Origin of the sequence: Bacillus sp. UMB0893 (genome assembly GCF_002858905.1) — a bacterium.
Classification (GTDB): Bacteria; Bacillota; Bacilli; order Bacillales; family Bacillaceae; genus Bacillus_P.
Window position 1 is genome coordinate 22638 of record NZ_PKLB01000006.1, and the last position, 25761, is coordinate 48398.

General features: G+C 39.1%; 27 protein-coding genes. 10 read left to right on the forward strand and 17 right to left on the reverse strand.

Annotated features, from left to right (window positions below):
- Positions 1-353: 353 nt before the first annotated feature.
- Together CYJ36_RS13705 and CYJ36_RS13710 are read right to left on the reverse strand one after the other, a co-directional pair.
- Positions 354-752 (reverse strand): YueI family protein, encoded by a 399-nt coding sequence (locus CYJ36_RS13705; RefSeq protein WP_101567833.1) that lies wholly within the window; start codon positions 750-752, stop codon positions 354-356.
- Positions 753-927: 175 nt separating this feature from the next.
- Positions 928-1128, reverse strand: coding sequence for a hypothetical protein (locus CYJ36_RS13710; protein WP_101567834.1), 201 nt, complete (start codon positions 1126-1128; stop codon positions 928-930).
- A gap of 69 nt (positions 1129-1197) precedes the next feature.
- Here CYJ36_RS13710 and hpaB point away from each other — a divergent pair, with 69 nt between their 5' ends.
- Positions 1198-2658, forward strand: coding sequence for a 4-hydroxyphenylacetate 3-monooxygenase, oxygenase component (gene hpaB / locus CYJ36_RS13715; RefSeq protein WP_101567835.1), 1461 nt, complete (start codon positions 1198-1200; stop codon positions 2656-2658).
- Here the strand turns inward: hpaB and CYJ36_RS13720 are convergent.
- The 6 genes from CYJ36_RS13720 to CYJ36_RS13745 all read right to left on the reverse strand — a co-directional run bounded on the left by CYJ36_RS13720 (position 2649) and on the right by CYJ36_RS13745 (position 9468).
- Positions 2649-4703, reverse strand: coding sequence for a molybdopterin oxidoreductase family protein (locus CYJ36_RS13720; protein ID WP_101567836.1), 2055 nt, complete (start codon positions 4701-4703; stop codon positions 2649-2651). The genes hpaB and CYJ36_RS13720 overlap by 10 nt on opposite strands.
- A 123-nt stretch (positions 4704-4826) precedes the next feature.
- Positions 4827-5813 (reverse strand): LacI family DNA-binding transcriptional regulator, encoded by a 987-nt coding sequence (locus CYJ36_RS13725; protein WP_101567837.1) that lies wholly within the window; start codon positions 5811-5813, stop codon positions 4827-4829.
- Positions 5814-5902: 89 nt separating this feature from the next.
- Positions 5903-6118, reverse strand: a complete 216-nt coding sequence (locus tag CYJ36_RS13730) for a spore germination protein (protein WP_101567838.1) — start codon at positions 6116-6118, stop codon at positions 5903-5905.
- 206 nt (positions 6119-6324) lie between these two features.
- Positions 6325-7458 (reverse strand): AI-2E family transporter, encoded by a 1134-nt coding sequence (locus tag CYJ36_RS13735; protein ID WP_101567839.1) that lies wholly within the window; start codon positions 7456-7458, stop codon positions 6325-6327.
- 177 nt (positions 7459-7635) lie between these two features.
- Positions 7636-8973, reverse strand: coding sequence for a hemolysin family protein (locus tag CYJ36_RS13740; RefSeq protein WP_101567840.1), 1338 nt, complete (start codon positions 8971-8973; stop codon positions 7636-7638).
- A gap of 81 nt (positions 8974-9054) precedes the next feature.
- A complete protein-coding gene (locus tag CYJ36_RS13745) occupies positions 9055-9468 on the reverse strand; it encodes a MerR family transcriptional regulator (RefSeq protein WP_101567841.1) in 414 nt (137 codons plus the stop codon).
- Positions 9469-9656: 188 nt separating this feature from the next.
- Here CYJ36_RS13745 and CYJ36_RS13750 point away from each other — a divergent pair, with 188 nt between their 5' ends.
- Entirely contained in the window at positions 9657-10250 is a 594-nt protein-coding gene (locus tag CYJ36_RS13750) for a TVP38/TMEM64 family protein (RefSeq protein WP_219621105.1), read from the forward strand.
- A gap of 33 nt (positions 10251-10283) precedes the next feature.
- On the opposite strand, the gene CYJ36_RS24445 is transcribed toward CYJ36_RS13750, so the two are convergent.
- From CYJ36_RS24445 to CYJ36_RS13760, 3 genes are all read right to left on the reverse strand, one after another.
- Positions 10284-10418 (reverse strand): hypothetical protein, encoded by a 135-nt coding sequence (locus tag CYJ36_RS24445; protein WP_257962482.1) that lies wholly within the window; start codon positions 10416-10418, stop codon positions 10284-10286.
- Positions 10419-10670: 252 nt separating this feature from the next.
- Positions 10671-11333, reverse strand: coding sequence for an HAD family hydrolase (locus tag CYJ36_RS13755; RefSeq protein ID WP_101567843.1), 663 nt, complete (start codon positions 11331-11333; stop codon positions 10671-10673).
- 332 nt (positions 11334-11665) lie between these two features.
- Positions 11666-12196: an HD domain-containing protein gene (locus CYJ36_RS13760; RefSeq protein WP_101567844.1), complete on the reverse strand. Its 531-nt coding sequence runs from the start codon at positions 12194-12196 to the stop codon at positions 11666-11668.
- Between the two features lie 187 nt (positions 12197-12383).
- Here CYJ36_RS13760 and CYJ36_RS13765 point away from each other — a divergent pair, with 187 nt between their 5' ends.
- Positions 12384-12845, forward strand: coding sequence for a helix-turn-helix transcriptional regulator (locus tag CYJ36_RS13765; RefSeq protein ID WP_101567845.1), 462 nt, complete (start codon positions 12384-12386; stop codon positions 12843-12845).
- 127 nt (positions 12846-12972) lie between these two features.
- On the opposite strand, the gene CYJ36_RS13770 is transcribed toward CYJ36_RS13765, so the two are convergent.
- Positions 12973-13539, reverse strand: coding sequence for a hypothetical protein (locus tag CYJ36_RS13770; RefSeq protein WP_101567846.1), 567 nt, complete (start codon positions 13537-13539; stop codon positions 12973-12975).
- A gap of 160 nt (positions 13540-13699) precedes the next feature.
- On the opposite strand from CYJ36_RS13770, the gene CYJ36_RS13775 reads away from it, so the two are divergent.
- The gene (locus CYJ36_RS13775; RefSeq protein ID WP_101567847.1) at positions 13700-14191 is read left to right on the forward strand and encodes a DinB family protein; all 492 of its coding nucleotides are present in this window, start codon (positions 13700-13702) and stop codon (positions 14189-14191) included.
- Positions 14192-14364: 173 nt separating this feature from the next.
- On the opposite strand, the gene CYJ36_RS13780 is transcribed toward CYJ36_RS13775, so the two are convergent.
- Entirely contained in the window at positions 14365-15117 is a 753-nt protein-coding gene (locus CYJ36_RS13780; protein ID WP_101567848.1) for a (S)-benzoin forming benzil reductase, read from the reverse strand.
- A gap of 80 nt (positions 15118-15197) precedes the next feature.
- Here CYJ36_RS13780 and CYJ36_RS13785 point away from each other — a divergent pair, with 80 nt between their 5' ends.
- The 3 genes from CYJ36_RS13785 (at position 15198) to ald (ending at position 19077) form a co-directional block, all read left to right on the forward strand.
- Positions 15198-16229, forward strand: a complete 1032-nt coding sequence (locus tag CYJ36_RS13785) for an SDR family oxidoreductase (RefSeq protein WP_101567849.1) — start codon at positions 15198-15200, stop codon at positions 16227-16229.
- Between the two features lie 332 nt (positions 16230-16561).
- A complete protein-coding gene (locus tag CYJ36_RS13790; RefSeq protein WP_101567850.1) occupies positions 16562-17794 on the forward strand; it encodes a PucR family transcriptional regulator in 1233 nt (410 codons plus the stop codon).
- Between the two features lie 152 nt (positions 17795-17946).
- The gene (ald, locus tag CYJ36_RS13795) at positions 17947-19077 is read left to right on the forward strand and encodes an alanine dehydrogenase (RefSeq protein WP_101567851.1); all 1131 of its coding nucleotides are present in this window, start codon (positions 17947-17949) and stop codon (positions 19075-19077) included.
- Positions 19078-19255: 178 nt separating this feature from the next.
- Here ald and CYJ36_RS13800 read toward each other — a convergent pair whose 3' ends face one another.
- Positions 19256-19987 carry a DsbA family oxidoreductase gene (locus tag CYJ36_RS13800; RefSeq protein ID WP_101567852.1) on the reverse strand — a complete coding sequence of 244 codons (732 nt, stop codon included), beginning with the start codon at positions 19985-19987 and terminating at the stop codon, positions 19256-19258.
- Between the two features lie 173 nt (positions 19988-20160).
- Here CYJ36_RS13800 and CYJ36_RS13805 point away from each other — a divergent pair, with 173 nt between their 5' ends.
- Positions 20161-21090, forward strand: a complete 930-nt coding sequence (locus CYJ36_RS13805) for a DMT family transporter (protein ID WP_101567853.1) — start codon at positions 20161-20163, stop codon at positions 21088-21090.
- 360 nt (positions 21091-21450) lie between these two features.
- Here CYJ36_RS13805 and CYJ36_RS13810 read toward each other — a convergent pair whose 3' ends face one another.
- Together CYJ36_RS13810 and CYJ36_RS13815 are read right to left on the reverse strand one after the other, a co-directional pair.
- Positions 21451-23211, reverse strand: a complete 1761-nt coding sequence (locus CYJ36_RS13810) for an ATP-binding protein (RefSeq protein ID WP_101567854.1) — start codon at positions 23209-23211, stop codon at positions 21451-21453.
- Between the two features lie 170 nt (positions 23212-23381).
- On the reverse strand, positions 23382-23975 hold the full coding sequence (locus CYJ36_RS13815) for a sulfite oxidase-like oxidoreductase (protein ID WP_101567855.1): 594 nt from the start codon (positions 23973-23975) through the stop codon (positions 23382-23384).
- Between the two features lie 107 nt (positions 23976-24082).
- Between CYJ36_RS13815 and CYJ36_RS13820 the strand changes: the two genes are divergently transcribed.
- Positions 24083-24667: a biotin transporter BioY gene (locus CYJ36_RS13820; protein WP_101567856.1), complete on the forward strand. Its 585-nt coding sequence runs from the start codon at positions 24083-24085 to the stop codon at positions 24665-24667.
- Between the two features lie 226 nt (positions 24668-24893).
- Here the strand turns inward: CYJ36_RS13820 and CYJ36_RS13825 are convergent, their stop codons facing one another.
- On the reverse strand, positions 24894-25427 hold the full coding sequence (locus CYJ36_RS13825) for a DUF6241 domain-containing protein (RefSeq protein ID WP_101567857.1): 534 nt from the start codon (positions 25425-25427) through the stop codon (positions 24894-24896).
- A 186-nt stretch (positions 25428-25613) separates the two neighbouring features.
- Between CYJ36_RS13825 and CYJ36_RS23685 the strand changes: the two genes are divergently transcribed.
- Positions 25614-25757 (forward strand): hypothetical protein, encoded by a 144-nt coding sequence (locus tag CYJ36_RS23685; RefSeq protein WP_180850324.1) that lies wholly within the window; start codon positions 25614-25616, stop codon positions 25755-25757.
- Positions 25758-25761: the final 4 nt, after the last annotated feature.

Genomic DNA, 25761 nt, shown 5'->3' on the forward strand with positions numbered 1-25761 from the left:
AGTGTTTTTTTGATTTATATTTTTTAAAAACTAGTCTGTCGCTGAAGGATTTCACTTTTTTCTAATTTTTTGCTTGGTATCTGCATATGGAACAACATTTCATTGCAAGAAACTTTAATAAACAACTGCGTTTTAGCTGCACATGGCAATTTGATCTAATCAATCAAGGAATAGCGTACCTTTCCGCTTGCAAAAGCCGGACAGCATCGCCTGATTTCGGGCTTATTCTCCAGAATGCTTGTTTTATTATCCACTGGAGCTTTATTATAGTCCGAGGATCAGGTTTTATCAGCCGGAATCGAGATCTTATTATCTTTGCAGGGACAAAACAAAAAACACAGACTTCGCTGTGTTCATTTCCGAAACGATTGTTCAAATGTTTTATCCTTCACAAATATTTCTTCATTTTCAATTGCATCCAAAGCAGCTACAATTAATCCAATTTTTGTTGGTTTATCATCAAGACCGTTTACGATTGTAAATGGAATACCTTCTTTATTGGCGATTGCAATGTATTTTGAAAGGGAAGAATAATCGACTGTCCCATTTAATAAAAGGTTTTTTTTGGGGGCACTTTTTAACGCGGACTTTACTTCATCATATACCTTTTGCTGCCTCACTTGACCTTTTGTAAGGGCAATAATAATTCTTTCTCTTATTGTGCCCAGAAAAACACTTCTTTCCTCTGGCTTTGTTTCAAACGTGCCGTACATTCCTTGTTTTAGATAGAGATCCAGCTGATCTTCAGACATTGCCATTCTCCTTGTCATGATGCCCTAGTTTCACATAAGTTTAACAAAGGAAGATGAAAATCTGAACTGATCTGTTTTTACCAAGTATAGTTCATGATGATTTTCAGCCATCCAAAGAATGATACCCATAATGGAACACTTAGAACGGTTGCCCATATCATTCCCTTAAAAAAATTTACATCTTGCATGAGCAGCTCTCCCTTCCATCTTCCATATTTATCATTTTACCCTCCTCGCTGACTTCTATAACAGTTAAAAATGTACACGCTTTCAACATATGAATTTCGTTCACTCTGTTCCTATTCTTATTCTTTTCCTGCCCGCTCATACCTTCTAAAAACCATTCTTCATTTTCGGCAGCACTGTGTCTTTTCATGTCGAGTCTCACCTGCCGGACTGCAGAAGCATATTGTATTTACATCTAAAGACTGACAGGAGGAAGAGAATGTCTGCTATTTCAGGAAGAGAATATTTGGAACGTATGGAAAAATTGAAGCCAAGTGTATGGTTAAAAGGGCAAGATATATCAGAAAATCTGCTCTCACATCCCGTTTATAAGGGCGCTATGCAAACAAAAGCAGCTCTTTATGATTTACAGGTCGAAGAAAAGAATATAAGCTTTATGACATTCACTTCACCCTATACAAAAAACCGCGTCGGATTATCCTATCTTGAGCCGAAATCAAAAGAAGATTTGGAGAAAAGAAGACGGATGATTGAATGCTGGGCACAAGCAACGCATGGAATGATGGGCCGCAGCCCTGACTATATGAACACAGCTCTTATGTCTTTGTCGGCTGCTTCGTCAATCGTTGGCGTGCAGGATGAAGAGTTTTCAAAAAATCTTCGAAACATGTATGAAACAGCCCTTGAAGAAGATTTATCATTTACACATAGTTTTATAAATCCGCAAGTAAATCGCTCGTCCTACTATTTTGAAGCATCCAAACATCCGATTGCACTAAAAGTGATGAAGAAAACCGCAGGCGGACTTGTCTTGAAAGGAGCCAGACTGCTTGCAACAGAAGGCGGAATGACTGATGAAGTCTTAATTTTTCCTTCGGGAGGAAATAATCTGAGTGATGATTATGCCTTTGCCTTCAGTATTCCTGCAAATACCCCTGGATTGAAGTTTATTTGCAGGGAACCGTTCTTCTCAGGAGAATCTGCTTTTAATTATCCATTATCCTCCCGCTTCGATGAAATGGATACAATTCTTGTATTTGACAATGTTCTCGTACCGTGGGAAAGAGTATTTTTTTATCATCGCCAGGATATTGCGCATCAAATGTTCAATCAGAGCGGATTTATTTCGCATGCCCTTCATCAAGTTGTGACACGGCAAACGATCAAGCTCCAATTTTTAATTGGACTTTCTCAGTTAATGATTACCGCTCTGGAAATATCCGAATTTGAACATATTCAACTAAAGCTGAGTGATATGATTATCGGTCTAGAAAGCATGAAAGGATTGCTGTTTAAGGCAGAAGCAGAAGCAGCTTTTGATTCTTTCGGTACGATGACTCCAAGCACTCATCCTTTATATGCAGCTGTTACGTTATTCTCCAAGCTATATCCGAACTGCATCAGTATTCTTCAGCAGATTGGAGCCGGAGGATTAATGATATTGCCATCTGAAGAAGATTTTCATTCCCCAATTGGCAGTGACATTGAGCAATACATGCAAGGTGCGGCTGTTGATGCAAAAACGAAAATAAAACTTTTCCGCTTAGCATGGGAGCTGACGATGAGCTCATTTGGAACAAGACAGACACATTATGAACGGTACTTTTTCGGAGATCCAATCCGGCTGGCAAAAAATTTATATAGAGGTTATTCAAGAGAACAATATATAGACTCTGTTAAGAAATTCTTACACGATACGAAAGAAAGACCTCAAGATTGAGGTCTTTCAGCTTTTCGAATGTCAATTCTTCCTGAAAAAAAGGTTGCTCCTCCTCCCATATCTGCAAGGCGGTCAGGGGTCAGAATATTTACGACCTGCTTTTTGCCGGGTACGTCTGCCCAAAGCCCTTGGCTTACGGCAACTCCCGGCAGGACATTTTCTCCCGCCGAAACGATCAGCTCACACTCTCCCCGTTCATTCCAAATCTTTGCCAAGTCTCCATCAGCTAATTGAAGCGAAGCAGCATCCTTAACATTCATATGCAATTTAGGTGCTTTCTCAAGTGCAATATGTTTTTCATTATTTGAAAATGTGGAGTTTAAGAAGTTATGGTTCGGACCAGGAACAAATAAAAACGGCAGTTCACTTTCTTTTACCAGCGGTATATATGTCGGAAGCGGCGGAAATCCTGCTTTCTCCATCGCGGATGAGTAGAGTTCGATCTTTCCGCTTGGTGTTTTAAGCTTTCCTGGAAATAATGGTATAACGTTTGCTTTAACAAACTTCTTTTCCCGAATTAAATCAATGCTAATATCCTCAAAATAAGGATTAGCAGGATTATGCAAAGCTTGGACAAGCATCTCTTCTTCTGTATCTTTAAACGCTTGATCTTCAAACCCCATCCCTTCTGCTAAAAGGCGAAACACCTCGACGTTCGATTTTGATTCGCCATATGCTTCAATAATGGGTTCCTGCAAGTGAAGATAATGATGCCAATAGGACGTATAAAAATCGGTATTTTCAAATGCTGAAGTGGCCGGCAGAACAATATCTGCATAAGCAGCTGTTTCTGTTAAAAACAGATCATGAACCACTGTAAATAGATCTTCACGCTCTAATCCTTTTTTCACCTTATTTGCTTCAGGGGCAACCACTGCCGGATTGCTGCTATATACAAACATTGACTTGATCGCGGGAACTGCAGTCAGAAGCGCTTGTCCAATTAAATTCATATTGATGTTTCGGGTATCTTTATTTTCAAGCAGATCAGGTCGCTGCAGAGCGAATGTATTGTGTGCTAAATAACCCGAGTTGCCTTTGATAGCCCCTCCGCCTTTTAAAAGCCACTGACCAGTGAGTGCAGGCAAGCAGGAAATGGTCCTGATGCACATGCCGCCATTATCATGATGCTGAATGCCGTTTCCAATTCTAATGCAAGACGGAGAAGTCTGCCCGTACATTCTTGCAAGCTGAGTTAGATCATCTAAAGGAACACCCGTTATTTCAGAAACCGTATATGGATCATATTGAACGACATGTTCCCTCAATTCTTCGTGTCCTGCAGTATATTTTTCAAGAAATTCATGGTTCACCATATTCTCTTTAAATAAAAGATGCATGATGCCGAGTGCTAAGGCACTGTCTGTCCCTGGAAGAACAGGAATAAACCAATCGGCAAGCCTGCCAGTCTGATTTTTATGTACATCAATGACAACGATTTTCGCTCCATTTTTGCGGGCTTTCTGAGCAAGTGTAATTTGATGCATATTCGTGCTCACTGCATTAATTCCCCACATAATAAAAAGTTTTGTGTGAACCGTTTCCTCTGGATCAATTCCAAAACTTCCGCCCATTGTATATTTATAGCCCTCAGATCCAGCTGCTTGGCAAATGGTCCGATCAAGTGTGCTTGCACCGAGCTTATGAAAGAAACGGCGATCCATGCCCTCTGCATTTAAATTGCCCATATTGCCATAAAAGCTGTAAGGGAGAATACTTTCTGCCCCATCTGTTTCAATTAACGTTTTCCATTTAGATGTGATCGTTTTGATAGCCTCTTCCCAGGTGATCTGTTCAAACTGCTTTGACCCCTTTTTCCCAATCCGTTTCAGCGGATATTGCAAGCGTTTCTCATCATAGATGCGTTCAGCCATGTGACGCACTTTGTTGCATATATTGCCTTGTGTGACAGGGTGATCAGGATCTCCCTGCACCTTTATGATTTTTCCGTTTGCTTTGTGTACAAGCAGACCGCACTGATCAGGACAATCAAGAGAACAAACAGATGGAAAAACGCCATCCCTAATTTTTGTATATGAGTGCATGATGATGCTCCTTCGGAAGAAAATGGTTGTTATAATGATAGAATAGTTTTACCATTCTATCAAGCAATCTCATTCTCTGACAGCATGTAAAACACCGAAGAAAGAGCTTCTCTCTTCGGCGATTCATCTATATTTTTTTGCTGTTGATTCTCGCATTTTGAGTGTTGCAGGGACTAGAACTTTTAGTGGTGTATCTCTATGCTCTATCACTCGTTCCCTCAATAGTTTCATTGCTATGCCAGCAATTTCAAGAGCTGAAACATGAATGGCCGTTAAGGACGGTGCAAAATAATGGGCCTCTGGCACATCATAAAAACTGACGATGGATACATCTTCAGGAATCTTCACATTCTCCTCCCTCAGAGCCATAATCGCAGCTAATGACATTACACTGCTTTGTATCATATATGCATCTGCAAGCTGGTTACCAACAGCAGCTTCTTTAAGGATGCGATAACCTTCTGTGCCGTATGGCTCTGTCAGATAGATATGCCCTTCAGACAAAAGATTGGCTTTATCAAGCTGCTCCATCATCGTATTGCCCCAAGTCTGAGAGCCTATGTAGCCAATCTTTTGATGCCCCATTTTCTTCAAATGCCAAATAACAAGCTCTGTCATTTGGTCAACATCAATGCTAACTTGATCTGCAGGGATATCTGCAATTGCATCTGAAATAAAAACAATATTCTCAGACACCTTTTTCAATTTCTCAAAGTCATCCTCACCAATGCTTCCGATCACGATCATTCCATCTAACTTGCTCATTTTGTCTGTTGAATCTATATTTTCATAACGGATTATTTCTTTAATATAAATATCATTTTCCAAACAGCTTTTTTCCACATGCTTTCTTAAGGCTGCAAAGAAAGGATTCTCCAGTTCTCCGTCTGCGGAATCCATTATTGCAAGTGCAATATGAATACCTGAAACCAGAGGAGAACCAGCTGTATTCTTTTCTGTTAATCTAAAATTCAAGCTCTCGGCAGCCTGGGAAATCCTCCGTTTTGTATCCTCAGAGACCGCTTCTGAATCAGTATCTTCATGCAGCACCTCATATGCTGTCGCTGCCGAAACCTTGGCTAGTTTCGCTATATCTTTTATCGCTGCCATCTTTCCACCTCAAGTCAATTATTGAATTCTTACGTTCTATTACCCTTTTCTCAAAAAAAAGAAAACCCGCTCTCTAAAGAGAATGAGTTTCATCCATTAAAAAATTTCGTTTGATCAATCACATCAAAATCAAAAAGATTTGTTACATTTTTCTCATTTGTACTCACTATGCAATTGCCTGTATTCGCACCGCCAGCACCAAAAGAAGTCTTATCCGAACTTTTCGGAGAAAGGGAAAAGGCATCACCGACACTGATTGCACCACTGCTTGTTCTTATAATAATAGGACCGACAAAAGCTGGCATATCATCTCCACCTTTATTTACAGGCTATTTTCTAATCTATTGTTGTCCCGTAACATTTTTAATAGAAAAAGAGACCGAAATCCATGTAATTCTTACGAAGTACAACAATCTCTGCGAAAACAGCCTTTTTTTATTACGGTATGCAAAGAATGGCTGTCTTGTTTCATAAAAAAACCCCGCCGGAAATCCGGCGGGTTCAAATGATTTTACTCATTTTTGTTGGTATTTCGATTTTCACTTTCTTGCTTGTACCGGTTTCTTAATTTTATCAGTCTGATTACATTTAAGGTGACCGCTTTTAAGACTGCATAAGTTGGCACAGCAAGTATCATCCCTAATATTCCTCCGAAGCTGCCGGCACCAATCAGCAAAAGGATAATTGTTAAAGGATGTGTATTCAATCGTTTCCCTATAATTAACGGCGAAAGAACATTTCCGTCAATCTGCTGAACAACCGTTACAACAACAGCTGCCAAAAGTGCCTTAGTCGGAGAATCGAGGAGAGCAATGATAACTGCTGGAGCAGCACCAATAAATGGCCCCAAATATGGAATAATATTAGCAACAGCAACAACCATGCCAAGAATCAGTGCATAATCAAGACCTATTAATGTATAACCGATAAAACAGCCTGTCCCGACAAAAAGGGAAACAAGCAGCTGGCCTTGAATGTACGCAGCAAGTGTTTGATAAAGATCTTCAAAGATTTTTATACCCTCTCGTCTGTATGAGGCAGGAAGTACCTTAACCGCAGTGACCGGAAATTTGTGGCCATCCTTCAGCATATAAAATAAGATAAACGGGACAGTTATGATAATAAGCGTAATGTTCGTCACAACTCCGAGCACCTTTGATACGGATGCAGTGATGCTTTCAGGAAGCGTTGTTGTCAGGCTTCCTAACGATTCTTCTATTTTATCAATTGTTTGATCTACAGAAACATATTCCTGTGTCATAATCCATGTAAACCAAGGCGATTCAGACAAATCCATAATAAACTGTCTTATTTCAGTTATGTATCTCGGAAAGTTTTTAAATAAGTCTGTTACCTGCTGTGAAACAATTGGACCAATTGTTGATAAAAGCAGAATAAGCAATCCAATAAATAAGAGGTACAAAATGAGGATGGCAAGTGTTCTTGGCACTTTGTTCTTTTCCAAAAGCCTTACAACAGGAGTGAAAATAAAGAATAAAATACCTGCAATCAGAATTGGAAAGAAAAGGGTCGATGCAAAAACAATCAGAGGCTGAAATAAAAAAGAAACTTTTGTACTTACATAAAAAATTAATAGCAGCAGCAATATTTCAATCGTCCAAAAATGAACCTTTGATTTATTCAATAATGTCCTCCTTCTGCATGAACATGCGATAGTAGCATTTGTATCAAACGTACTATGTGAATGGGTGAGTGTCAAATAAAGTTTTGATTAAGAATGTGATGCATTGATTTGACCGTATTAAAGGATGAAAAAGAGCTATGCCTAATTAGCATAGCTCTTTACTGGGCTGAACTTGTATTATTGTTCTTCTGCTACAAGTTCTTTTATTTTTTCTTCACTCAGTTTAATAATTTCAATGACACGAATCAAATGGCCTTCCATTTCTTTAGAAAAGAATTCATAGCCATCTAAAATAATGCTTTCGCCTTGCTGGATATCTATGTTCTCGGTCAGCATCCAGCCCCCGATTGTATCGACATCAGAATCATCTATTTCGGTTCCGAGTAAATTATTAACCTCATAGATAAGTACCTTTCCGTCCAGCAAATAATGGCCTTCGCCTTTTTTCTGAACTTCGGGAACTTCATCCTGGTCAAATTCATCGCGAATTTCACCAACAATTTCTTCAATAATATCTTCGACAGTGACAAGTCCAGCGGTACCGCCGTATTCATCAACAAGAATTGCCATATGAACACGCTCTTTTTGCATTTTTATGAGCAAGTCATGAATTGGAATCGATTCGATAACTTGAATAACAGGACGGATATATTTATCAATCGTGCTCTTCTTACGCTCTTCTTCGGATAATGAAAAAATGTCTGTGAAGATCTCCTTGAGATTAATCATACCAAGGACGTGATCTTTGTCTCCGTTTACAACCGGATAACGAGTATACTTCTCCATACTCATTGTCTCCAGGTTGTCTTGAAACGATTTCTCTACTGAAGCAGCTACAATTTCAGTTCGAGGCACCATAATTTCTTTAGCGATACGATCATCAAATTCAAATATTTTGTTCATATATTTTAATTCAGATTGGTTGATTTCTCCGCTTTCATAACTTTCAGAAAGGATAATGCGAAGCTCTTCCTCTGTGTGAGCAATTTCATGCTCTGATGCAGGCTTTAATCCAAAAAGACCTGTAATAACACGGGCTGAACCATTCAAAATCCAAATGAATGGGAACATAATGCGGTAAAACCAAATCAAAGGAGCTGCAAATAAAAGAGTGACAGCCTCTGCTTTTTGGATCGCTACTGTTTTAGGAGCAAGCTCTCCAATTACTACGTGCAAGAATGTAACGGATGCGAATGCAATACCGAAAGTTAATATATGGGATACCGATTCGTTAATTTGAAAATTATCGAATAACGGTCTAAGAAGCCGTTCTACTGTAGGCTCTCCTAACCACCCAAGACCTAACGCCGTTACCGTTATTCCGAGCTGACACGCTGATAAATATTCATCTAAATGAGTTGTTACTTTCTTTGCAGCAACTGCCCCTTTTTTACCTTCTGCAATCAATTGATCCAATCGTGAACTGCGAATTTTGACTATCGCAAATTCTGATGCAACGAAAAAAGCTGTTAAAGCAATTAAAATCGCCACGAATAACAAGTTAACTATGTCCAAAACACCCTTATCCCCTTAATAGAGAATAAGGAGTCACCTCCTAAAATAGTAAGTTATCAATTTTTAATTTCTAATATTAAATCAATGCAGCAGAACCATAAGTGATTGCATCAGCGCCATGCTCTGCGGAGAGATGCGGCTTGCAATCAATTCTTGTTTTTCACCATTCATTTTATCAAAAATCGGTTTCAGCTCTTTAATTTCGTGTTCGAGCTGTTTCATATGAGTAGCTAAAATTTCAGCTTGTTTGATTAGCTTATCCTCTTCATTCGTTTTGCTTTTCTTCAGTTCCATTCTTTCCTTAATATCCTGCAGACTCATATTGAAAACCTTGCATTCTTCAATAAAGTGAATGTCGGCAAGTGCCTGTTCAGAATAGAGGCGATAGTTGGACTGAGACGTCTTTTCTGCATGAAGCAGCCCGATTTGAGTATAGTAATCAATTGTTCTCTTTGATACATTTGCCAGTTTTGCTAATTCGCCAATTCGGTACAATGCCCCATCCTATCACCCCAATAAAAAAAGATTACTACTATCATACCTTTTTTATAACTGTACAGTCAAACGTTATGGTTATGAAGCTATGATTGACTTAAAGGATTTCAGAATAAAGTGAAATTTCAAAGGTTCCTGAACGAGCTGAAACTAAGTTATTTAACCTTTCAGCGCAATCAAGTACAATGATGATATACGTAAAAACAGAAGCGGTGAAATTAGTGAAGGAATTGCTTTTGGAGTGGATGGAAATGAGCGGGCCATTCGCTTATATAATCAGTCTCGCTGCAAATATATGGATCAGCTTGCTTGCTTTTGTGCCCAGTGTATTTGTTACAGCAGCAAATATTTCTTTTTTTGGATTCACAGAAGGGCTGGTTTTATCTTTCTCAGGTGAAATGATTGGGATTTTAGTCAGTTTTTACGTCTACCGCAAAGGATTTTCTTTTTTGAAAGTGAAGAAATTCAATTCTAAAGGAAAAGCACTCTTTACTAAACTTTCACAAACACAGGGCAGAGATGCTTTCTTTCTTATCCTCGCTTTAAGAATCTTCCCATTTGCTCCATCTGGCGCAGTTACACTAGGTGCTGCTTACAGCAAAGTAAGTGCAGGTGTTTTCTTTTGTGCAAGCTTGCTTGGGAAAATTCCTGCGATCCTGATTGAGGGTTTGGCTGTCAAACAAGTGATGGAAACTGATAGTAGGATTCAGGTGATAATGGGACTTGGATCTATTTTCATTTTGGTACTTTGGCGGATGATTCAAAAAAGGAAAAAGAATTGAAAAAATCTTGGGACTCTTTTTACCAAGATTTTTTTACTTTTTATCTTTTATCTCTTCCAGCAAAGAAATAATTTTTTCATTTTGTTCAATCATAGTCTGATTTTGCTTTCTGAGCTTTGTGAAGTCGAATAGGAATATGATTAAAATAACTGCTACAAAAAAACCCATAAGTACACCCCGCTATTCTGTAATGACAAACAAAACATTTACTGCCCAAAGTTTAAGAGATTCAGTTTTTTCTGTAAAACAGGTATCTTTTTCTCGATTAAGCTGGTGTATACTAAACCAACCCGATATTATGTACTGAATTACAGAAATCCATCTATTTATGTCATACATTTTAGTGAACTCCCTCTTCACCTATTATAAATGGTCAGGAAATCTAAAATGGGAAAAAATGTGTATAAATTCTTACAATACTTACTTTCCCCGAATAAATGGAACTTCCAGAACTTCCTCAATTCTTGAAATATGCCAATCTGCATGATCAGCTTGATTATAATGTTTTGTTTTCATCCAGATCGCATTTAAACCAGCATCCATTGCTGCCTTCACATCATTTTCCGGATGGTCTCCAACATAGACAGCGTATTTTGGTTCTATATTCATGATCTTTAATGCTAATTGGAAAATAGCTGTGTCAGGTTTCCTTAAACCCGCTTCCTCTGAAATGACAACCACATCAAAAAAGTCTTCAATTCCCATTGTTTGAATTGTTTTTCTCTGAAATTCAGTAAACCCATTTGTGATGATGCCAAGCTTCAAGCCCTTTGCCTTTAGAGTTTTCATTACGTCCGCAGTGATCTCACATGGTGCGCAGCTTGTATGAAAGTTAACTTGATAGTCTTTTAAAAGATCTTCAGGCTGGGCAGAAAGCTCTAGCTTCTTTGCAATGGTCTTATAAACAGCATCTTTCCAAACATATCCGTTTTTATCTAACCTTAAAAAAAGCTCGGTGTATTGCTCTCTGGTTAATTTCGAGTGCAGTTCTTCCCAATTGTCATACTGCATTTCTGCAAAATTCATGAGGGCAAGATCCCGATTGAACAGGGTTCCATCCAGGTCAAATAGGATTGCTTTCATGGTATCCCCTCTTTTTCTTAGCTTAAGTGATCTTGTAAATGACTTAAATGTTGTTTACCAGAATTATAAATATCACCTGGAATAATTCAAAGGTACTGACAGGATCTGTCTGCTTCCCTTAATTCAGCACCGAAAACTGGCGCCTCTTTTTCTTACATGATGAAACTGTTGGATTTATTTAAAATAGGAAGGGTTTTTTAAAGCTGTGATTGATGTAGAGGAAAACATTAAAATGACGATGAGTTCGAATGAACACCTGCTAATCTGGTGATTCTAATGGATTATTCATAAACAGATGTAATCCACCGTTTCTTTAGGTGGATTTTTATCATTTATACTGATTTTTTCAAGGGGTTTTGCAGACGATTGATCAATTCGTCCAATTTTTGAATTTTCTTAAGAGCTGTTTTTTCATTGATCGTCCGATAGTGATGGTTGCCGCCTGGCTCTTCATCCATTTCATCAGCTAATCGAACTACTTTTTGAAGTGAATTTTGCTTAAGCGAGCCTTCAGGCAGATAGGAATCTGTATGAAGTAAAATAGCCAAGGCAATATGTTTTGCAGATTGAGGATTTTCTCCAAGGCGAATCAGAAGCTTATGCGCTCTTTCAGCACCTTTAATCGCATGAATGTCGTTCTCTTTGTATTTTTCATAATCCCATTCCCCATCTGTGTACCACTCATAATGCCCTATATCATGAAGCAGTGCTGCTTTTGTTGCAAGGTCCGGGTCAACCCCATGCTTAATAGCCAATCTATATGCATGAAAGGACACAGCAATAGCATGTGCTACGCCTGAACGCTGTAAATACTTTTGAGCAATAGGATGGGTATAAACATCTGTCAGTGTTACATTCCGCATTGTATCTCCTCCCTATAAATATTTCTGTATACATTAACACATTCTCAAATTTGCCGCAACGAGATTGTTACATTGTATGACGTGAAAACAAGTTCTATCTAAGTCCCTTTCATTTTACTGCATGAAAACTTGAGTTCCATTACAATTCGTGTAGAATTACACTAAACGATGGTAAAGGAGTTCTCTAATGAATAAGCAAGAGCTAACAACAAGCCTATCTGGGCAAATCCGTTTAATCCGGACCGAAAGTCGCTATACTCAGGAAGAAATGGCTGAAGTGCTTGGTCTCTCCAAAAAAACACTCGTGCAGATTGAAAAGGGTCGCCAGGAAGCCTCATGGTCTACAATCGCTGCATTATGTGCCCTATTTAGGGACAGCAATGTTCTGCAGCAGACAACAGGCGGCGATCCTCTTGATATTCTCCAGCTTGTCGCCCATCAAAAAATGCAGTCGCGCAAAGAAAAGACGCTTGGCGGTAAAATTTGGTGGAAAGATATTGCCAAGATTGAAGGATTTAAGCTGCAGCAAAACCTAATTAGCTCTCACTATCGCATTATTGATGGGGATGATTATCGCTGGTATTCTTCATTCGACCGCACAGAAATGGATGAAAAGCTATCAGAGCTGACAGCCAAACAGCTAAAATAACGCTATAGAGTTTGTCTTTGATTATATATATGTGATTTATTTATTGTTGCCATAGGGAAAAACAAAATTATAGAAGCAAATAAATTTCAGCAAGGAAAAGGGACGCCTCTTTGACGTCCCAAGCAGCCTAGCTCTTTGCTTGTTCTTGTATAAACTGTTTCAGCTTCTGATTATGTTCTTTAAAACGCGTTAGCTTCCCATCCAGGAGCTGTTGAATTTTTACTTTGTCATTCTTTTCAATAGCTTCTTTCCACTGCTCTCTCATTTCACTTCTGCCTTCTCGATGCTCCCTTTTGTTTCCCTTAAAACTCTCTATCTTTTCTCTCATTTGTTCCTTGGTTATTTCGCCATTTTTCACTTTTTCTTTAAACTCAGCGATTTCCTGTTTTCTTTTCGCTCTGAGTTCATGACGCTTTTCTTTAAGATCTGATTTATCCAGCTGCTTCATCAGCTCTTCTCTTTCCGAAAATGCGTTCTCCCATTCCTGCTTTGTTTCAGGTGAATACTGACTTACTAACTGTAGAAGCTTTTGTTTACGTTCGGCCCTTTTCTCAGCCCACTCTTGCTTCATTTCATTTTGCTTTTCTGACATTGTCTGCTCATAAGTCTGCATTTTTTCCGCGTTGGCCAATGCGGTTGTTGGAATCACAAGGGCCAAAGCTGTACAGGCAGTCAGCAATTTCCTGTTTTTCATTTTTCCATCACTCCTTTTTTATCTTTCTTCCTTATCCTATCCATTTGATGTCATAACATAATGGGAGAATTATGTGAAATGATGTGAAAATGATTTTCCGAGATTGAGAAAGGAAAATCCAGGTGACTTGTGGAAAGTCTTATATAAAGGAGATGAATGAATGGATTCTGCAAAAAACATTTTTAAGGAACAATTGCTGGCATGCTTTTTTGAAGATAATTGGTTTGCTTCTTTAGAAACTGCTCTTACAGATGTAACAGAAAAACAAGCAGCATGGAAGAAAGATGATGCTCTTCACTCTATTTGGGAGATTGTGAATCACTTGGTTTTCTATAACACAAGGCATCTTAAGCTTTTTAAAAAAGAGACCTTATCAAGTCATCCCCATTCCAATGATGAAACATTCTCCATCAAGGAAGGTGAAAGCTGGCTCGATACAAAAGAACAGCTGTTTCTTGTCATGAAAGAATGGATAAATGAATTGGAAAAAACACCGGACGAACAGCTGCAATCTGATGTTCGTGAAGACAATAACGAGCCTTGGATTTCCGTTCTGCTAAACGTTACTATTCACAATGCAAGTCATGTTGGTCAAATTATTTACATCCGCAAGCTTCAAGGAAGCTGGAGCAAAGAACTGAGTGTTTCGTGAGCAGAAAAAAGGCAGTGCCGGGGATAGGCTAGCCGGTAACTCTATGATTTATTATCCGTAAACCAGGATTTTCGGGTCCTGTATCGATGTTTTATTGACCGAGAAGAAAAACCGAATCATATATCTCTAAAGAAAAAAACGGAACATTCCCTAACAGAATGTCCCGCAGCTAATTAAATTAATTCTTTGATGTCATACACTCGTCCATTTTCAAGGGGACCGCCTAACAATTTCAGCAGCACACCTGCTACAAAATCAGCAGATCTTAGCTTGCCTGTTTCGTGATATTCCTGGAATCGGGCAACTTCTGCAAAGTCTTCAGGCTTCGAATTGCGGATCGTGCCTTGCATATCTGTATCCATTATTCCAGGTGAGAATGATAGAACAGTAACAGGATGCTTTGCCTGTCTTTGCTCAAGCCCGAATGCCTTGGTGAACATATCTAATCCCGCTTTCGAACTGCAGTAAGCATTCCATCCGTAAATCGGATTATTTGCCGCACCTGATGAGATATTGACAACCACTTTATCAGTATCAGCAGTCTCCGTTTGTGCGGCAAAAGCGTTAGATAAAACCATTGGAGCGATTAAATTCAGCTGAACATGCGCTTCAATCTCTGAAACTGATGCTTTCCCAACCGGCTTCATCGGATTAACTGTGCCTGCATTGTTAATAAGGGTCACCTTATCTGCTGAACTCCAGTCAATCTTTTCGAAAATAGCTGGAATCGCAGCTTCAATTTGAGCAGCATTTGATAAATCGCATGGAACAAAATGGAGGACAGCCCCATTTTCAACAGCATGCTGTCTTAGTTCTTTATTTTCAGATCTTGAGAGATAGATGATTTGATGATCGGGTTTTAATAGCTGTTTTACAATCGCTTCGCCTAGTCCTCGTGAAGCACCAGTAATAATCGTAGTATTCATATGATCGCTCCTTCCTTCTTTCCATTATTTTATCAAAGTTTCACATCATCTAATAGAACTTAGATCTGGAGGTATCCATAATGAAGCTTCTTGTTTTAGGCGGAACTCGTTTTCTTGGAAAGCATATTGTTGAAGCAGCAATGAAAAAAGGCCACAGCGTTACACTATTCAATAGGGGATCACAGCAAAATCTCTTTCCTGAAGCTGAGCATTTAATCGGAGATCGTGAGAATGATGTTCGCGCTTTGCAAAACCGTTCATGGGATGCAGTCGTTGATACATGCGGTTTCGTTCCAAAACATATTGAGGATGTTATGCAGCAGCTATCTTCACGCATCAAGCATTATACTTTTATCTCAAGCCTATCTGTTCTGCCGAATCCCATAAAAGCTGGGATTGATGAAAAAGCAGAGGTTGAAACGATTTCATCTGAAATTCTTCAGGAGATCTATGCAGACGAAACGAAACAAAAGCGCTTGATTCATTATGGTGCATTAAAAGCACTATGCGAGAAGACCGCGGATGAATATATGCCCGGAAAAGTGCTGCATATTCGTGCGGGACAGCTTGTTGGACCGAATGATTATACAGATCGTTTACCTTATTGGGTAAATAGGATTGCTAAAGGCGGAACTGTATTAGCACCGGGAGATCCTGATAGACCCGTTCAATTGATTGATACCCGTGACTTAGGCAAATGGATCGTTGAAATGGCGGAAAAACAAGTGGCTGGTGTTTTCAATGCCACTGGGCCTCAAGTCACAATGGAAGAGCTCTTAAATGAATGCAAGAAAGTAACAGGGAGCAACGCTGAAATCAAGTGGGTAAGCGAAAAATTCCTATTCGATGAAAAAATATCTCCTTGGGTTCAAATGCCGCTTTGGATTCCGGAGCATTTTGGAATAGACGGTTCTGATTCTGAGCCTTGGAAAGGATTTTTCAGGCTGAATATTGAAAAAGCAATTGAGCACGGACTGACATTCAGACCGCTTGATTATACTCTGAAGGATGTCTATGAATGGGATCTGGCTCGTTTAGATGAAGAGCGCAAAGCTGGTATATCTCTTCATCAAGAACAGAAGCTGCTGGAAAAATGGAAAGTCTACAATTAAGAAAAGCGCAAGCGCCCGTATAGCACAGGACAGATAAGAATCCGGCATAAAAGTCCGGTTCTGATTTTTTGTCCAATTTGTTCTTGGCGAGGAGTTGGGCACTCCGCCCGCTATCAATGCGCTAAATCTTACACTTTCTTATATCTAAAAAATTAACGGCCGTCATCTGACGCCGTTTTTTTACATTGTCAAAAAACAAAAAGCGCTTTCTCCCTTTTTGTTGATTTTTACAAATGCTAGTAACATAATATCCATAAGGATGTACCTTTTGAAAATTAATTCATCCCCAAGCCTTTTACAAAATTTTAAATAGAAAAAGCAGGTGAATCACAATGAACCTATCAGCTAATGATGCTTTTAAATATAATGCTGACCGGCTTGAAGATGTTGCAGATCGTATCAGTGAAGTTCTTCAATGTCCGATTACTATAGAAGATATTAATCACCGCCTTCTTGCCTACAGTACTCACGATGATTGCACAGACCCTGCAAGAATCTCAACCATCATCGGCCGCCGCGTCCCTGAAAAAGTCATTAACAGCCTATGGAGAGACGGAACCATTCCCACCCTCCTGCAGACAGATGATCCGATTCGTGTAAAAAACATCGATGAGGTGGGACTTGGCAACCGGATCGCTATCTCCATTTGGAAAAACAACGAGGTCCTTGGTTTTATATGGGCTCTGGAAATTAATAAAACATTGAGCGAAGATGAGCTTGATCTCCTTAAAAAAGCCGCTCAGGTTGTAAAGAATAAACTTCTAAATTTGCATAATCGCAAATCGAAAAAAGAAGAAAGAAATCAAGAGTTTTTCTGGAAGCTGCTGACCGGACATATTCATCATGAGAATGACATCTCAAATGGTTTTCATGAAATCGGAATCACTCCTCCATCACAGCACTCTGTGGTCTTATTCCGATTCAATGAAGAGATTAAGGAACCGACCGAAAAACAAATCAATTACCTGCTTCAAACAACGCAGCAGGTTCATATCATCCTATCTACTCTTGATCAAAATGAACTGATCATTCTGCTTTCTCCTAAAAGCAATCAGCCTCTTACTGATATCAAACAATTTGTGGATTGGACCATCCTTCAGCTTAAAGAACGATTTAGAATCGAGCATGTGAAAGCGGGAATAGGAAGTATATACACTCAAACCGACCAAATCGAACTCAGCTATAAAGAAGCAATTGCCGTTCAAAATATTAAGAAGCGTTTTGGTAAAGAAACCGAAGGACTGATCAGCTTTTCTGAACTGGGAATCTATCAATATCTAGACTTGCTGCACGAAAAACACAAGCAAGAAGGATTTCTCAATTACGCGCTCAGAAGACTCAAAGAATACGACGACGTGCACCACACAAACCTTATTGAAACATTGGAGATTTACTTGGACAAAGACAGCAATGTAAATGAAGCGGCCAAAGCGCTTAATGTTCATGTCAATACATTAAGCTATCGCATGAAACGCATTTCTCAAATTGCTGAACTTGATTTAAGAGATCCCAACCAAAAAATAACAGTATATCTTCATTTAAAGCTCGATAAAATGAGTTTGTGAAATTTCACAAAAGACCAGAAATCCTTTCTCTTTTTTAAACAAACAAATGTGTAAGAAAACGCTTTATACTAATCTCATATTCAAGAAATTATCACACATTTTTTAAAAGCTGCGCAGGTTGAACTGCACGCTTAAAGGAGGAAGGGTTTCAAATGATTATTGGAGTTCCTGGAGAGATTAAAAATAATGAAAATCGTGTTGCATTAACGCCTGGCGGGGTTACACAAATGGTGGCAACTGGACATAAAGTACTTATCCAAAAAGACGCTGGTATTGGAAGCGGTTTCACTAATGAAGATTACGCTGCGGCTGGTGCAATCATTGCTGAAGATGTTAAAGATGTATGGGCTGCTGAAATGGTTATGAAGGTAAAAGAACCTTTACCATCAGAGTACGAATATTTCCGCGATGGACTTATTCTTTTCACTTACCTGCATTTAGCTGCTGAACCAACTTTAGCAGAAGCACTTAAAAATAAAGGTGTCACTGCAATTGCTTACGAAACAGTAACAACAGGACGCACACTGCCATTGTTAACGCCAATGAGTGAGGTAGCTGGACGCATGGCTGCTCAAATCGGCGCACAATTCCTGGAAAAACCAAAAGGCGGCAAAGGCATTCTGCTTGCAGGCGTTCCCGGTGTAAGCCGCGGTAAAGTAACAATCATCGGCGGCGGTGTTGTTGGAACAAATGCTGCAAAAATGGCGATCGGCTTAGGCGCAGATGTTACAATTATTGACCTGAGTGCTGACCGTCTTCGTGAATTGGATGATATCTTCGGAAATCAAATTAAGACATTAATGTCTAATCCTATCAATATTGCAAATGCTGTTGCAGAAGCAGACCTATTAATCTGTGCTGTATTAATTCCTGGTGCTAAAGCTCCAACACTTGTATCAGAAGCAATGGTTCAATCAATGAAACCAGGCTCTGTCATCGTTGACGTGGCAATCGACCAAGGCGGTATCGTTGAAACAGTTGATCACATCACAACTCACGATAACCCAACTTATGAAAAGCATGGCGTTCTTCATTACGCTGTTGCCAATATGCCTGGGGCTGTTCCTAGAACATCAACAATCGCACTTACAAACGTAACAGTGCCATATGCACTTCAAATCGCAAACAAAGGCGTTAATCAGGCAATCGCTGATAATCTTGCTCTTAAAGCTGGTGTTAACGTTGCAAAAGGCGACATCACGTATGAAGCTGTAGCCCGTGACCTTGGCTATACATTCGTTCCAGTTGATGTAGCTCTTGATAAAGAAATTGCAGTAAACTAATTAGATGAACAACCGGCTCTGTTGGGCCGGTTGTTCTTTGTTTATTGAGTCACCGCAATTGAACAGCCCATGTGAAAAACGACAAAAAAGAGCCTAGGAACAGTTTCCAGGCTCTTAATTTTTGGTTTTTTTGGCATATTAAATGAAGTACATGTTGTGCAGGATTCATTTAAAACGATTATTCATTTCTTGGCGGAACTGCACAGCTTCCATCAGCACAGAATGCATCGTCTCCGTTTCCTGGTGAAAGATCCTGGAATTTCGGAGCAGGATTCTCTTCTTCCCATACCTTTTGAAGTGCTCCGGCAAATGTTTCTGTCGGCTGTGCCCCTGAAATGGCATATTTTTGATTAATCACAAAGTATGGAACTCCGCTAATACCGTATTGTTTTGCCATTCCCTCATCATTCCGGACATCATTTGCAAAAGCAGTCTTGTCATTAAGAACCGTTAAAGCTTCTTGTCTATCAAGACCTGACGCTTCTCCAATGTCTGCCAGCGTTTCAAGATTGCCAAGATCCTTAGACTCCGTGAAATAGGCATAAAGCAGTTTTTCTGTCACGACAGCTTCTTTTCCGTGATGCTTTGCGTGCTTTGCCAAGCGATGAGCATCAAACGTGTTTGTTGGTTTCATCTCATCAAAACGAAAAGTCAGACCAACACCTGCTGCCTGCTTGCCGACTCCTGCGTTTGCATCCTTCGCCTGATCAATGCTCATGCCGTACTTTGATGCAAGTGCCTCATGAATGCTTTTCCCGCTGCTCACTGGCGCGTTAGGGTCTAATTCAAAGCTTTTAAACTCAACTTCTACTTGATCTTTATGCGGAAACTGTGCAAGTGCTTCTTCTAATCTGCGTTTCCCTATATAACAAAATGGACAGACAAAATCTGACCAAACTTCAATTTTCATATGAACACCTCTTTAATTCAAGATAGTTACTATAGTAGCATATCCTATATAAAAACCCCTCAAGGATTGCTCAAGCTCATCTTGATAATGGAAAAATTCATCATACAACCTTTTTCCCTATTCCAGAAAACATGATAAGGTGAACATATGATATAAGAAAAGAGGAATGAGAGATGAAGTCAGAACAGGTACTCCCTTATCTTGGCGCTTTATTGAATGCTTCTATCGTTGGACTTTCCTTTTTATTTACAAAGCTCGCACTAGAGGATGCATCGCCGGCTGATACATTATCCTACCGATTTACACTTGCTTTTCTTGTCTTGCTTATCCTGCAATTCTTTGTGCCTATTAAACTTCCGTCCTTCAAAAACAATGGCAAATCCTTTGTTTATCTTCTTTTGCTCGCTCTCTTTTATCCGACGATGTTTTTTAGCTTTCAAGCGTTCGGTCTTTTATACACGTCTTCAGCTGAAGGCGGCATATTAATGGCTTTTGCCCCAATATTAATCGCTGTGATGGCTTCTGTCTTTTTAAAAGAGAAAACAACGATTGTACAAATTCTCTTTATTTTTATGTCCATTTTCGGGGTCGTTTATATCTTCATTATGAAAGGCGCTAGCATCGAATTTAACAGCATGCTTGGATTTTTCTTATTATTTATTGCCTGTTTATCGATCGCCGGATATACAGTAATGGCAAGATTTCTGTCTGTTTCTTACTCGCCGCTGCAGCTGAGCTTTATCATGGTGACATTCGGTTTTATCTTCTTTAACTTTTACGCCATCATCCAGCATCTTGCAGCAGGCGATTTCGTTCAATATATCTCGTTATGGACAAACACATCATTTCTATTATTCACGTTCTATTTAGGAGTTTTAGCGACACTGTTAACCTCTTTTTTATCAAACTATGTCCTTTCAAAAATCCCTGCTTCACAAATGAGTGTGTTTGCTAATCTATCAACCGTTATTTCCATAATTGCTGGTGCACTTATTTTAAATGAAAAAATTTATCCCTATCATTGGGTTGGTGCGTTTTTTATCATTGCCGGTGTCATTGGAACGAATGCCTTTAAGCAAAAAACAAAAGCAGCAGGCGGATAACTCTAGATTTTTTTTCTAAATTAATGGATCGATATATGAATGGGTACCTGGATTTCGCTTTTTCCCGTTTCCAGGGCACCATTCGGATCGTATGAGTACCTGATTTTCACTTTTTCCGTTTTCTAGGGCACCATTTAGATCGTATGAGTACCTGGATTTCGCTTTTTACCGTTTCCAGGGCACCATTCTGATCGTATGAGTACCTGGATTTCGCTTTTTACCGTTTCCAGGGCACCATTCGGATGAGATTGCTAAGATATATGTTGGCAAACAAAATATATTTTAGCACCTCGGAAGAGTTATTTATTATTTCGCTGAAAGCTTAATGGAACCCGGCCTAGCCTAGGGTTTACATTTTCCCTAAGGAAGGATGACTTGAACAGTCGTTCCGCGTCCTTCCTCGCTATCAAACTTAATTTCCCCGCTGTGCTCTTCACGGATAATTTTATAGCAAACGGTTAAACCAAGACCTGTCCCTTTATCCTTTGTCGTATAAAAAGGTTCTCCGAGCTTTTCGATTCGCTCTTTCCTTAAACCAATGCCCTGGTCCGCAATCGAGATGCAAATGGATCCATCTGCTTTCCGATCGATTTTAGTATGCACCGTACCTCCCTCAGGCATGGACTCAATCGCGTTTTTTATCAAGTTAATAAATACTTGCTTTAAGTGATTTTTATTGCCATTCACTTTAAATAAGCCATCTGTCTTTTCTAGCTTAAGTATAGCGTTATGATGAACAGCGCTGCTTTTCATCAGTGTCATCACATCTTCTAAAACACTTTGAAGATCAACTGATACCACATTTTCTACTTGAGGTTTCGCAATCAGCAGCAGTTCTCCGACTACCTCATTGATCCGGTCAATTTCTTCTGACATCACTCTTAAATGTTCCCGATTAGACCGGTTCCCCTCATCCTCCTGCAGAATTTGCACAAAGCCTTTAATCGATGTGAGCGGATTACGGATTTCATGAGCGATGCTTGCAGCCAATTCTCCGACTACACTCATTTTTTCAGATTTCAAAATCACCTCTGCATCTCTTTTCTTTTGAGTAACATCATTTCCGATACAAAGAATATAGGTTTCTCCCTCTAATCTTACTGGTATTTTGGTTACTTCAATCCAGCGTGTATTCCCGGATGAATCGATGGCAAGTTCAGGTTCAGCCCATTTTTCCATTTCCCATGCCAAAATTCGCAGCTCTTCATCACGGATTTTTTTAATTTGATCAGGCTGATCATTAAAGTCTGAGTCAACCTTTCCGATTAGTTCAGACACTTCTTTTCCGTACAAAGTGGACATAGCCTTGTTAACAAGCACGAATTTCAGCTCATGATTTTTTACATAAATATAGCTTGGGTTCAAATCCATTACCTTATGGAGAAAATCCTTTTGCTCCCTCAAATCGCGGTTCATATATTGAATTCTTTTTGAATGCATAATGAAATAAGCCATAAAGATAATCATCGTTGATAGAACAGAACCAAAGCTTGAAAGAAAAAGAGGCATCACCCTATAGCCTGATAAAATGCCGTTTACGAAGACAAAAAGGATTGAAGTACAGAAAAAAATACTGAAGGATTTCAAATCCTTATTTTCCAGCTGCTTCGAAACATTAATAAGCAGAATGATGTTAAAGAAAATAAAAATGACATTCAAGTAATACGTCCAGTTAAAAGAACCGAAAATGGGATAATAATGATTTGGATAAAAATCATGTTCCATTACTTTCAAGCCTGATACTCCATAAGAGGATAAATTTATGGCGAAAACAAGCAAACTGTATAAGACTAAGATATAAAGTGTTTTTATGTTAATAAAACGGAACCACGCTTTTCTCTTTGCCCCATTTTCTTTGACCGTTATCATTAAATACATGAAATAAAATAAGATCGGCATAATCATAATCGAACCAAAACGGCCAATTTTAAATAACATTTCTGCTGTTTCGATTGAAAATAAGTTTGTCCCATATAAAAGAGCAACATCGATTTGCCAAATGAAAAGCATAATCAAAAAATAGACGATCGCTCTTGATAGGATGGTTTTTTCGTTCATATAAATGATCATTCCAAGCATTAGCGGTATGAGTGAAACGAGAACAAGCAAGATGAAATACATTTATAAGTCACTCCGAACATTTGTGAGAAATAGACAACCTCCTAATTATAGACGAAGATGATAAATCGCGCCCATCGGATTTTCCTCATTTTTCGACGGCGCTGTTCTAGCGGTGTTTTCCTTTTCAAGTTTTCTCACAAAAAAATACACCAAGCAGATTGGTGCATTCCTTAATCCCACGTAAAACGTTCTTCTTTCCATGGATCCCCCTTCATGTGATACCCATTTCGTTCCCAAAATCCAGGATGATTATACTCTGTAAATTGGATCGCACGTACCCATTTTGCACTTTTCCAGAAATACAAATGAGGAAAGACAGCTCTGAATGGAAAACCGTGCTCAGGTGTTAACGGCTCCCCATTATGGGAGTGGGCAAGCAAGCTTGTTTCACGAAGGAAATCTTCAATAGGCAAGTTTGTTGTCCAGCCTTCTTCTGCATGCAAGATGCAAAACTTTGCGTTTTCATGTAAACCTAAGTCCTGCACAAGCTGACGTGTGCTGATTCCCTTCCATACATTATCAAGCTTTGACCAGCCAGTGACGCAATGAATATCATTTCCCTGCTCGATTTGCGGCATCGACATCAAGTCTTCAAACGTAAACCTTTTTGGATGATTCAGCAGCCCAAAAACCTGCAGATCCCACTTGCTTAAATCATAATAAGGAACATTTCCTGCATGAAGAACTGGAAACTTAGTTGTTACATGCTGGTTGGGCGGAACACGATTTGGGTCACCTTTGCTTTTAACCTTACCAAAATACATCCCTTCACTCCCTTTTAGTTAACTGATAAAAAATCAAGTTGACATATCTCTTTCGATTCAGTACTCTTTTTATAGAAAGATACATAGCATCTATGGGGGATGATAGAATGAAAAACAAATTAAGAGCTTATGATTTAGCACTTGTTGGGATGTTTGCAGCTTTAATGGCAATTGGCGCCAATTTGACTTCGTTTTTAACGGTTGGTACTGTTCCTTTATCCATGCAGCCCTTTTTCTGTATTTTAGCAGGTTTATTGCTTGGAAGCAGGCTCGGTGCTTTATCAATGACTGTTTATGCACTGGTTGGAATTGCAGGTGCACCTGTATTCGCTCAGTTCAGCGGAGGCATTGGGGTTATTTTCGGAAGCACTGGCGGATTTATTTTATCCTATATCGCTGCAGCTTATGTGGTTGGAAAAATAGTAGAAGCAAGCAAAAAACCAACTTTGCCTGTATTCTTTGTTTCATCATTTGTTGGAATTGCACTTATCTATATCATCGGAACGACATATATGTACGCTGCACTGAATTATTGGCTGAATGTTGATATGAGCTATTCTGCCGCTTGGGTTGTGATGACATGGTTCATGGTGAAAGATGTCATTTTCACAGCCATTGGAGCCGTCATTGCTCCCCGCGTTTATAATGCGGTTCACAAAGCAACTAATCTCAGCAAGCATCGCGTCGCTTAATTCAAGATCAAAATCCCAGGCGCCTTGGTCAGCCAGCGAAGATATTAGGAATTGATCAAGGTGGTTAATTGACTCATTGGAGATCAAATGTCAATTAACCGGAGAAGGCGCTTTTTGCCTTCTTGGGCAATTGTCTTTATCAATATGAGCTAGGGCGCCAGAGCTGGACACTGATAACCTTATTTCAATATCCACAAGGAAAAACACATGAGATCTCTCATGTGTTTTATTTTATTTTGTCCTCATTTTCAGTAAGATACTGCATTTCCTCTTCCTCAGACAATATCCCAGTTGCTTTTCCGATCGTCCCTCCCTGAAGGCTCCAAATCGCATTATGATCCTTATCGGCACGGGAAAAATCATTTTTTAGCCACCTGCTTAAAATATCCAAATATAAATCCGAATGTTCGATATCAGCGTCGCTCTCTATTTGTTTTATTAAATATAGAATTCTTTCTTCTGTTATTTCATAGTGACTCCATTTATCTTTTGCTTCAACCTTCTGATGGGACATTCCATGCAGGTATTTTTGGATCTGATCTTCACTGATTGTATCCATTCCATCCTGAAATGGATTTTTACTGAGATCGACTTCATTCAGTTTATCAGCACTCTCATTTATTACTTTGCTGACCTGCTCCTCTGTTTGCACTGGCTTTTGCAAGATCATATCGTTCAAGATTAAAAAAGTGATGCCCGCACAGCATGCCAAAATAAAAATAGCTCCTGTAAGTATTTTATGCTGTTTCATCCAGTTCATTTACAGCACCCCTTATTTTTTATAATAAGTAATTCGATTTGACTATTTCCAACTCCTTCTCAGCTGAAGATTGTTGCATAACTAGACAAAATTCGATAAAATCTTACAGGATGATAGATTTCATGTATAAAAGATTCCATATTTGGAAAATACTAAACTGAAATCTTGCAAAAGAGGTGAACTTTCATGACAGTCTTGCAAATGAAGCGTTATTTCTTAAGTGAAAAAGAGCGCGAAACATATGAGAAAACCATTTTATCTAAACAGCCAGAGCTAATAGAAACAATCCTTGAAATGGATGATGAGGAGTTACTGGAGAGATTGAAATAGGAAA

What these genes read in the sequence shown, in the direction of transcription:
- CYJ36_RS24445 (WP_257962482.1), bottom strand. Translation starts at nt 10,418, where the DNA reads ATGGGTTTTTTTGTAGCAGTTATTTTAATCATATTCCTATTCGACTTC.
- CYJ36_RS13730 (WP_101567838.1), bottom strand. Translation starts at nt 6,118, where the DNA reads ATGCCAGCTTTTGTCGGTCCTATTATTATAAGAACAAGCAGTGGTGCA.
- CYJ36_RS13710 (WP_101567834.1), bottom strand. Translation starts at nt 1,128, where the DNA reads ATGAAAAGACACAGTGCTGCCGAAAATGAAGAATGGTTTTTAGAAGGT.
- CYJ36_RS13720 (WP_101567836.1), bottom strand. Translation starts at nt 4,703, where the DNA reads ATGCACTCATATACAAAAATTAGGGATGGCGTTTTTCCATCTGTTTGT.
- CYJ36_RS13785 (WP_101567849.1), top strand. Translation starts at nt 15,198, where the DNA reads ATGAAGCTTCTTGTTTTAGGCGGAACTCGTTTTCTTGGAAAGCATATT.
- CYJ36_RS13705 (WP_101567833.1), bottom strand. Translation starts at nt 752, where the DNA reads ATGTCTGAAGATCAGCTGGATCTCTATCTAAAACAAGGAATGTACGGC.
- hpaB (WP_101567835.1), top strand. Translation starts at nt 1,198, where the DNA reads ATGTCTGCTATTTCAGGAAGAGAATATTTGGAACGTATGGAAAAATTG.
- CYJ36_RS13815 (WP_101567855.1), bottom strand. Translation starts at nt 23,975, where the DNA reads ATGTATTTTGGTAAGGTTAAAAGCAAAGGTGACCCAAATCGTGTTCCG.
- CYJ36_RS13750 (WP_219621105.1), top strand. Translation starts at nt 9,657, where the DNA reads ATGATATACGTAAAAACAGAAGCGGTGAAATTAGTGAAGGAATTGCTT.
- CYJ36_RS13805 (WP_101567853.1), top strand. Translation starts at nt 20,161, where the DNA reads ATGAAGTCAGAACAGGTACTCCCTTATCTTGGCGCTTTATTGAATGCT.
- CYJ36_RS13775 (WP_101567847.1), top strand. Translation starts at nt 13,700, where the DNA reads ATGGATTCTGCAAAAAACATTTTTAAGGAACAATTGCTGGCATGCTTT.
- CYJ36_RS13825 (WP_101567857.1), bottom strand. Translation starts at nt 25,427, where the DNA reads ATGAACTGGATGAAACAGCATAAAATACTTACAGGAGCTATTTTTATT.
- CYJ36_RS13765 (WP_101567845.1), top strand. Translation starts at nt 12,384, where the DNA reads ATGAATAAGCAAGAGCTAACAACAAGCCTATCTGGGCAAATCCGTTTA.
- CYJ36_RS13790 (WP_101567850.1), top strand. Translation starts at nt 16,562, where the DNA reads ATGAACCTATCAGCTAATGATGCTTTTAAATATAATGCTGACCGGCTT.
- CYJ36_RS13755 (WP_101567843.1), bottom strand. Translation starts at nt 11,333, where the DNA reads ATGAAAGCAATCCTATTTGACCTGGATGGAACCCTGTTCAATCGGGAT.
- CYJ36_RS13760 (WP_101567844.1), bottom strand. Translation starts at nt 12,196, where the DNA reads ATGCGGAATGTAACACTGACAGATGTTTATACCCATCCTATTGCTCAA.
- CYJ36_RS13800 (WP_101567852.1), bottom strand. Translation starts at nt 19,987, where the DNA reads ATGAAAATTGAAGTTTGGTCAGATTTTGTCTGTCCATTTTGTTATATA.
- CYJ36_RS13810 (WP_101567854.1), bottom strand. Translation starts at nt 23,211, where the DNA reads ATGTATTTCATCTTGCTTGTTCTCGTTTCACTCATACCGCTAATGCTT.
- CYJ36_RS13780 (WP_101567848.1), bottom strand. Translation starts at nt 15,117, where the DNA reads ATGAATACTACGATTATTACTGGTGCTTCACGAGGACTAGGCGAAGCG.
- ald (WP_101567851.1), top strand. Translation starts at nt 17,947, where the DNA reads ATGATTATTGGAGTTCCTGGAGAGATTAAAAATAATGAAAATCGTGTT.
- CYJ36_RS13820 (WP_101567856.1), top strand. Translation starts at nt 24,083, where the DNA reads ATGAAAAACAAATTAAGAGCTTATGATTTAGCACTTGTTGGGATGTTT.
- CYJ36_RS13725 (WP_101567837.1), bottom strand. Translation starts at nt 5,813, where the DNA reads ATGGCAGCGATAAAAGATATAGCGAAACTAGCCAAGGTTTCGGCAGCG.
- CYJ36_RS23685 (WP_180850324.1), top strand. Translation starts at nt 25,614, where the DNA reads ATGACAGTCTTGCAAATGAAGCGTTATTTCTTAAGTGAAAAAGAGCGC.
- CYJ36_RS13770 (WP_101567846.1), bottom strand. Translation starts at nt 13,539, where the DNA reads ATGAAAAACAGGAAATTGCTGACTGCCTGTACAGCTTTGGCCCTTGTG.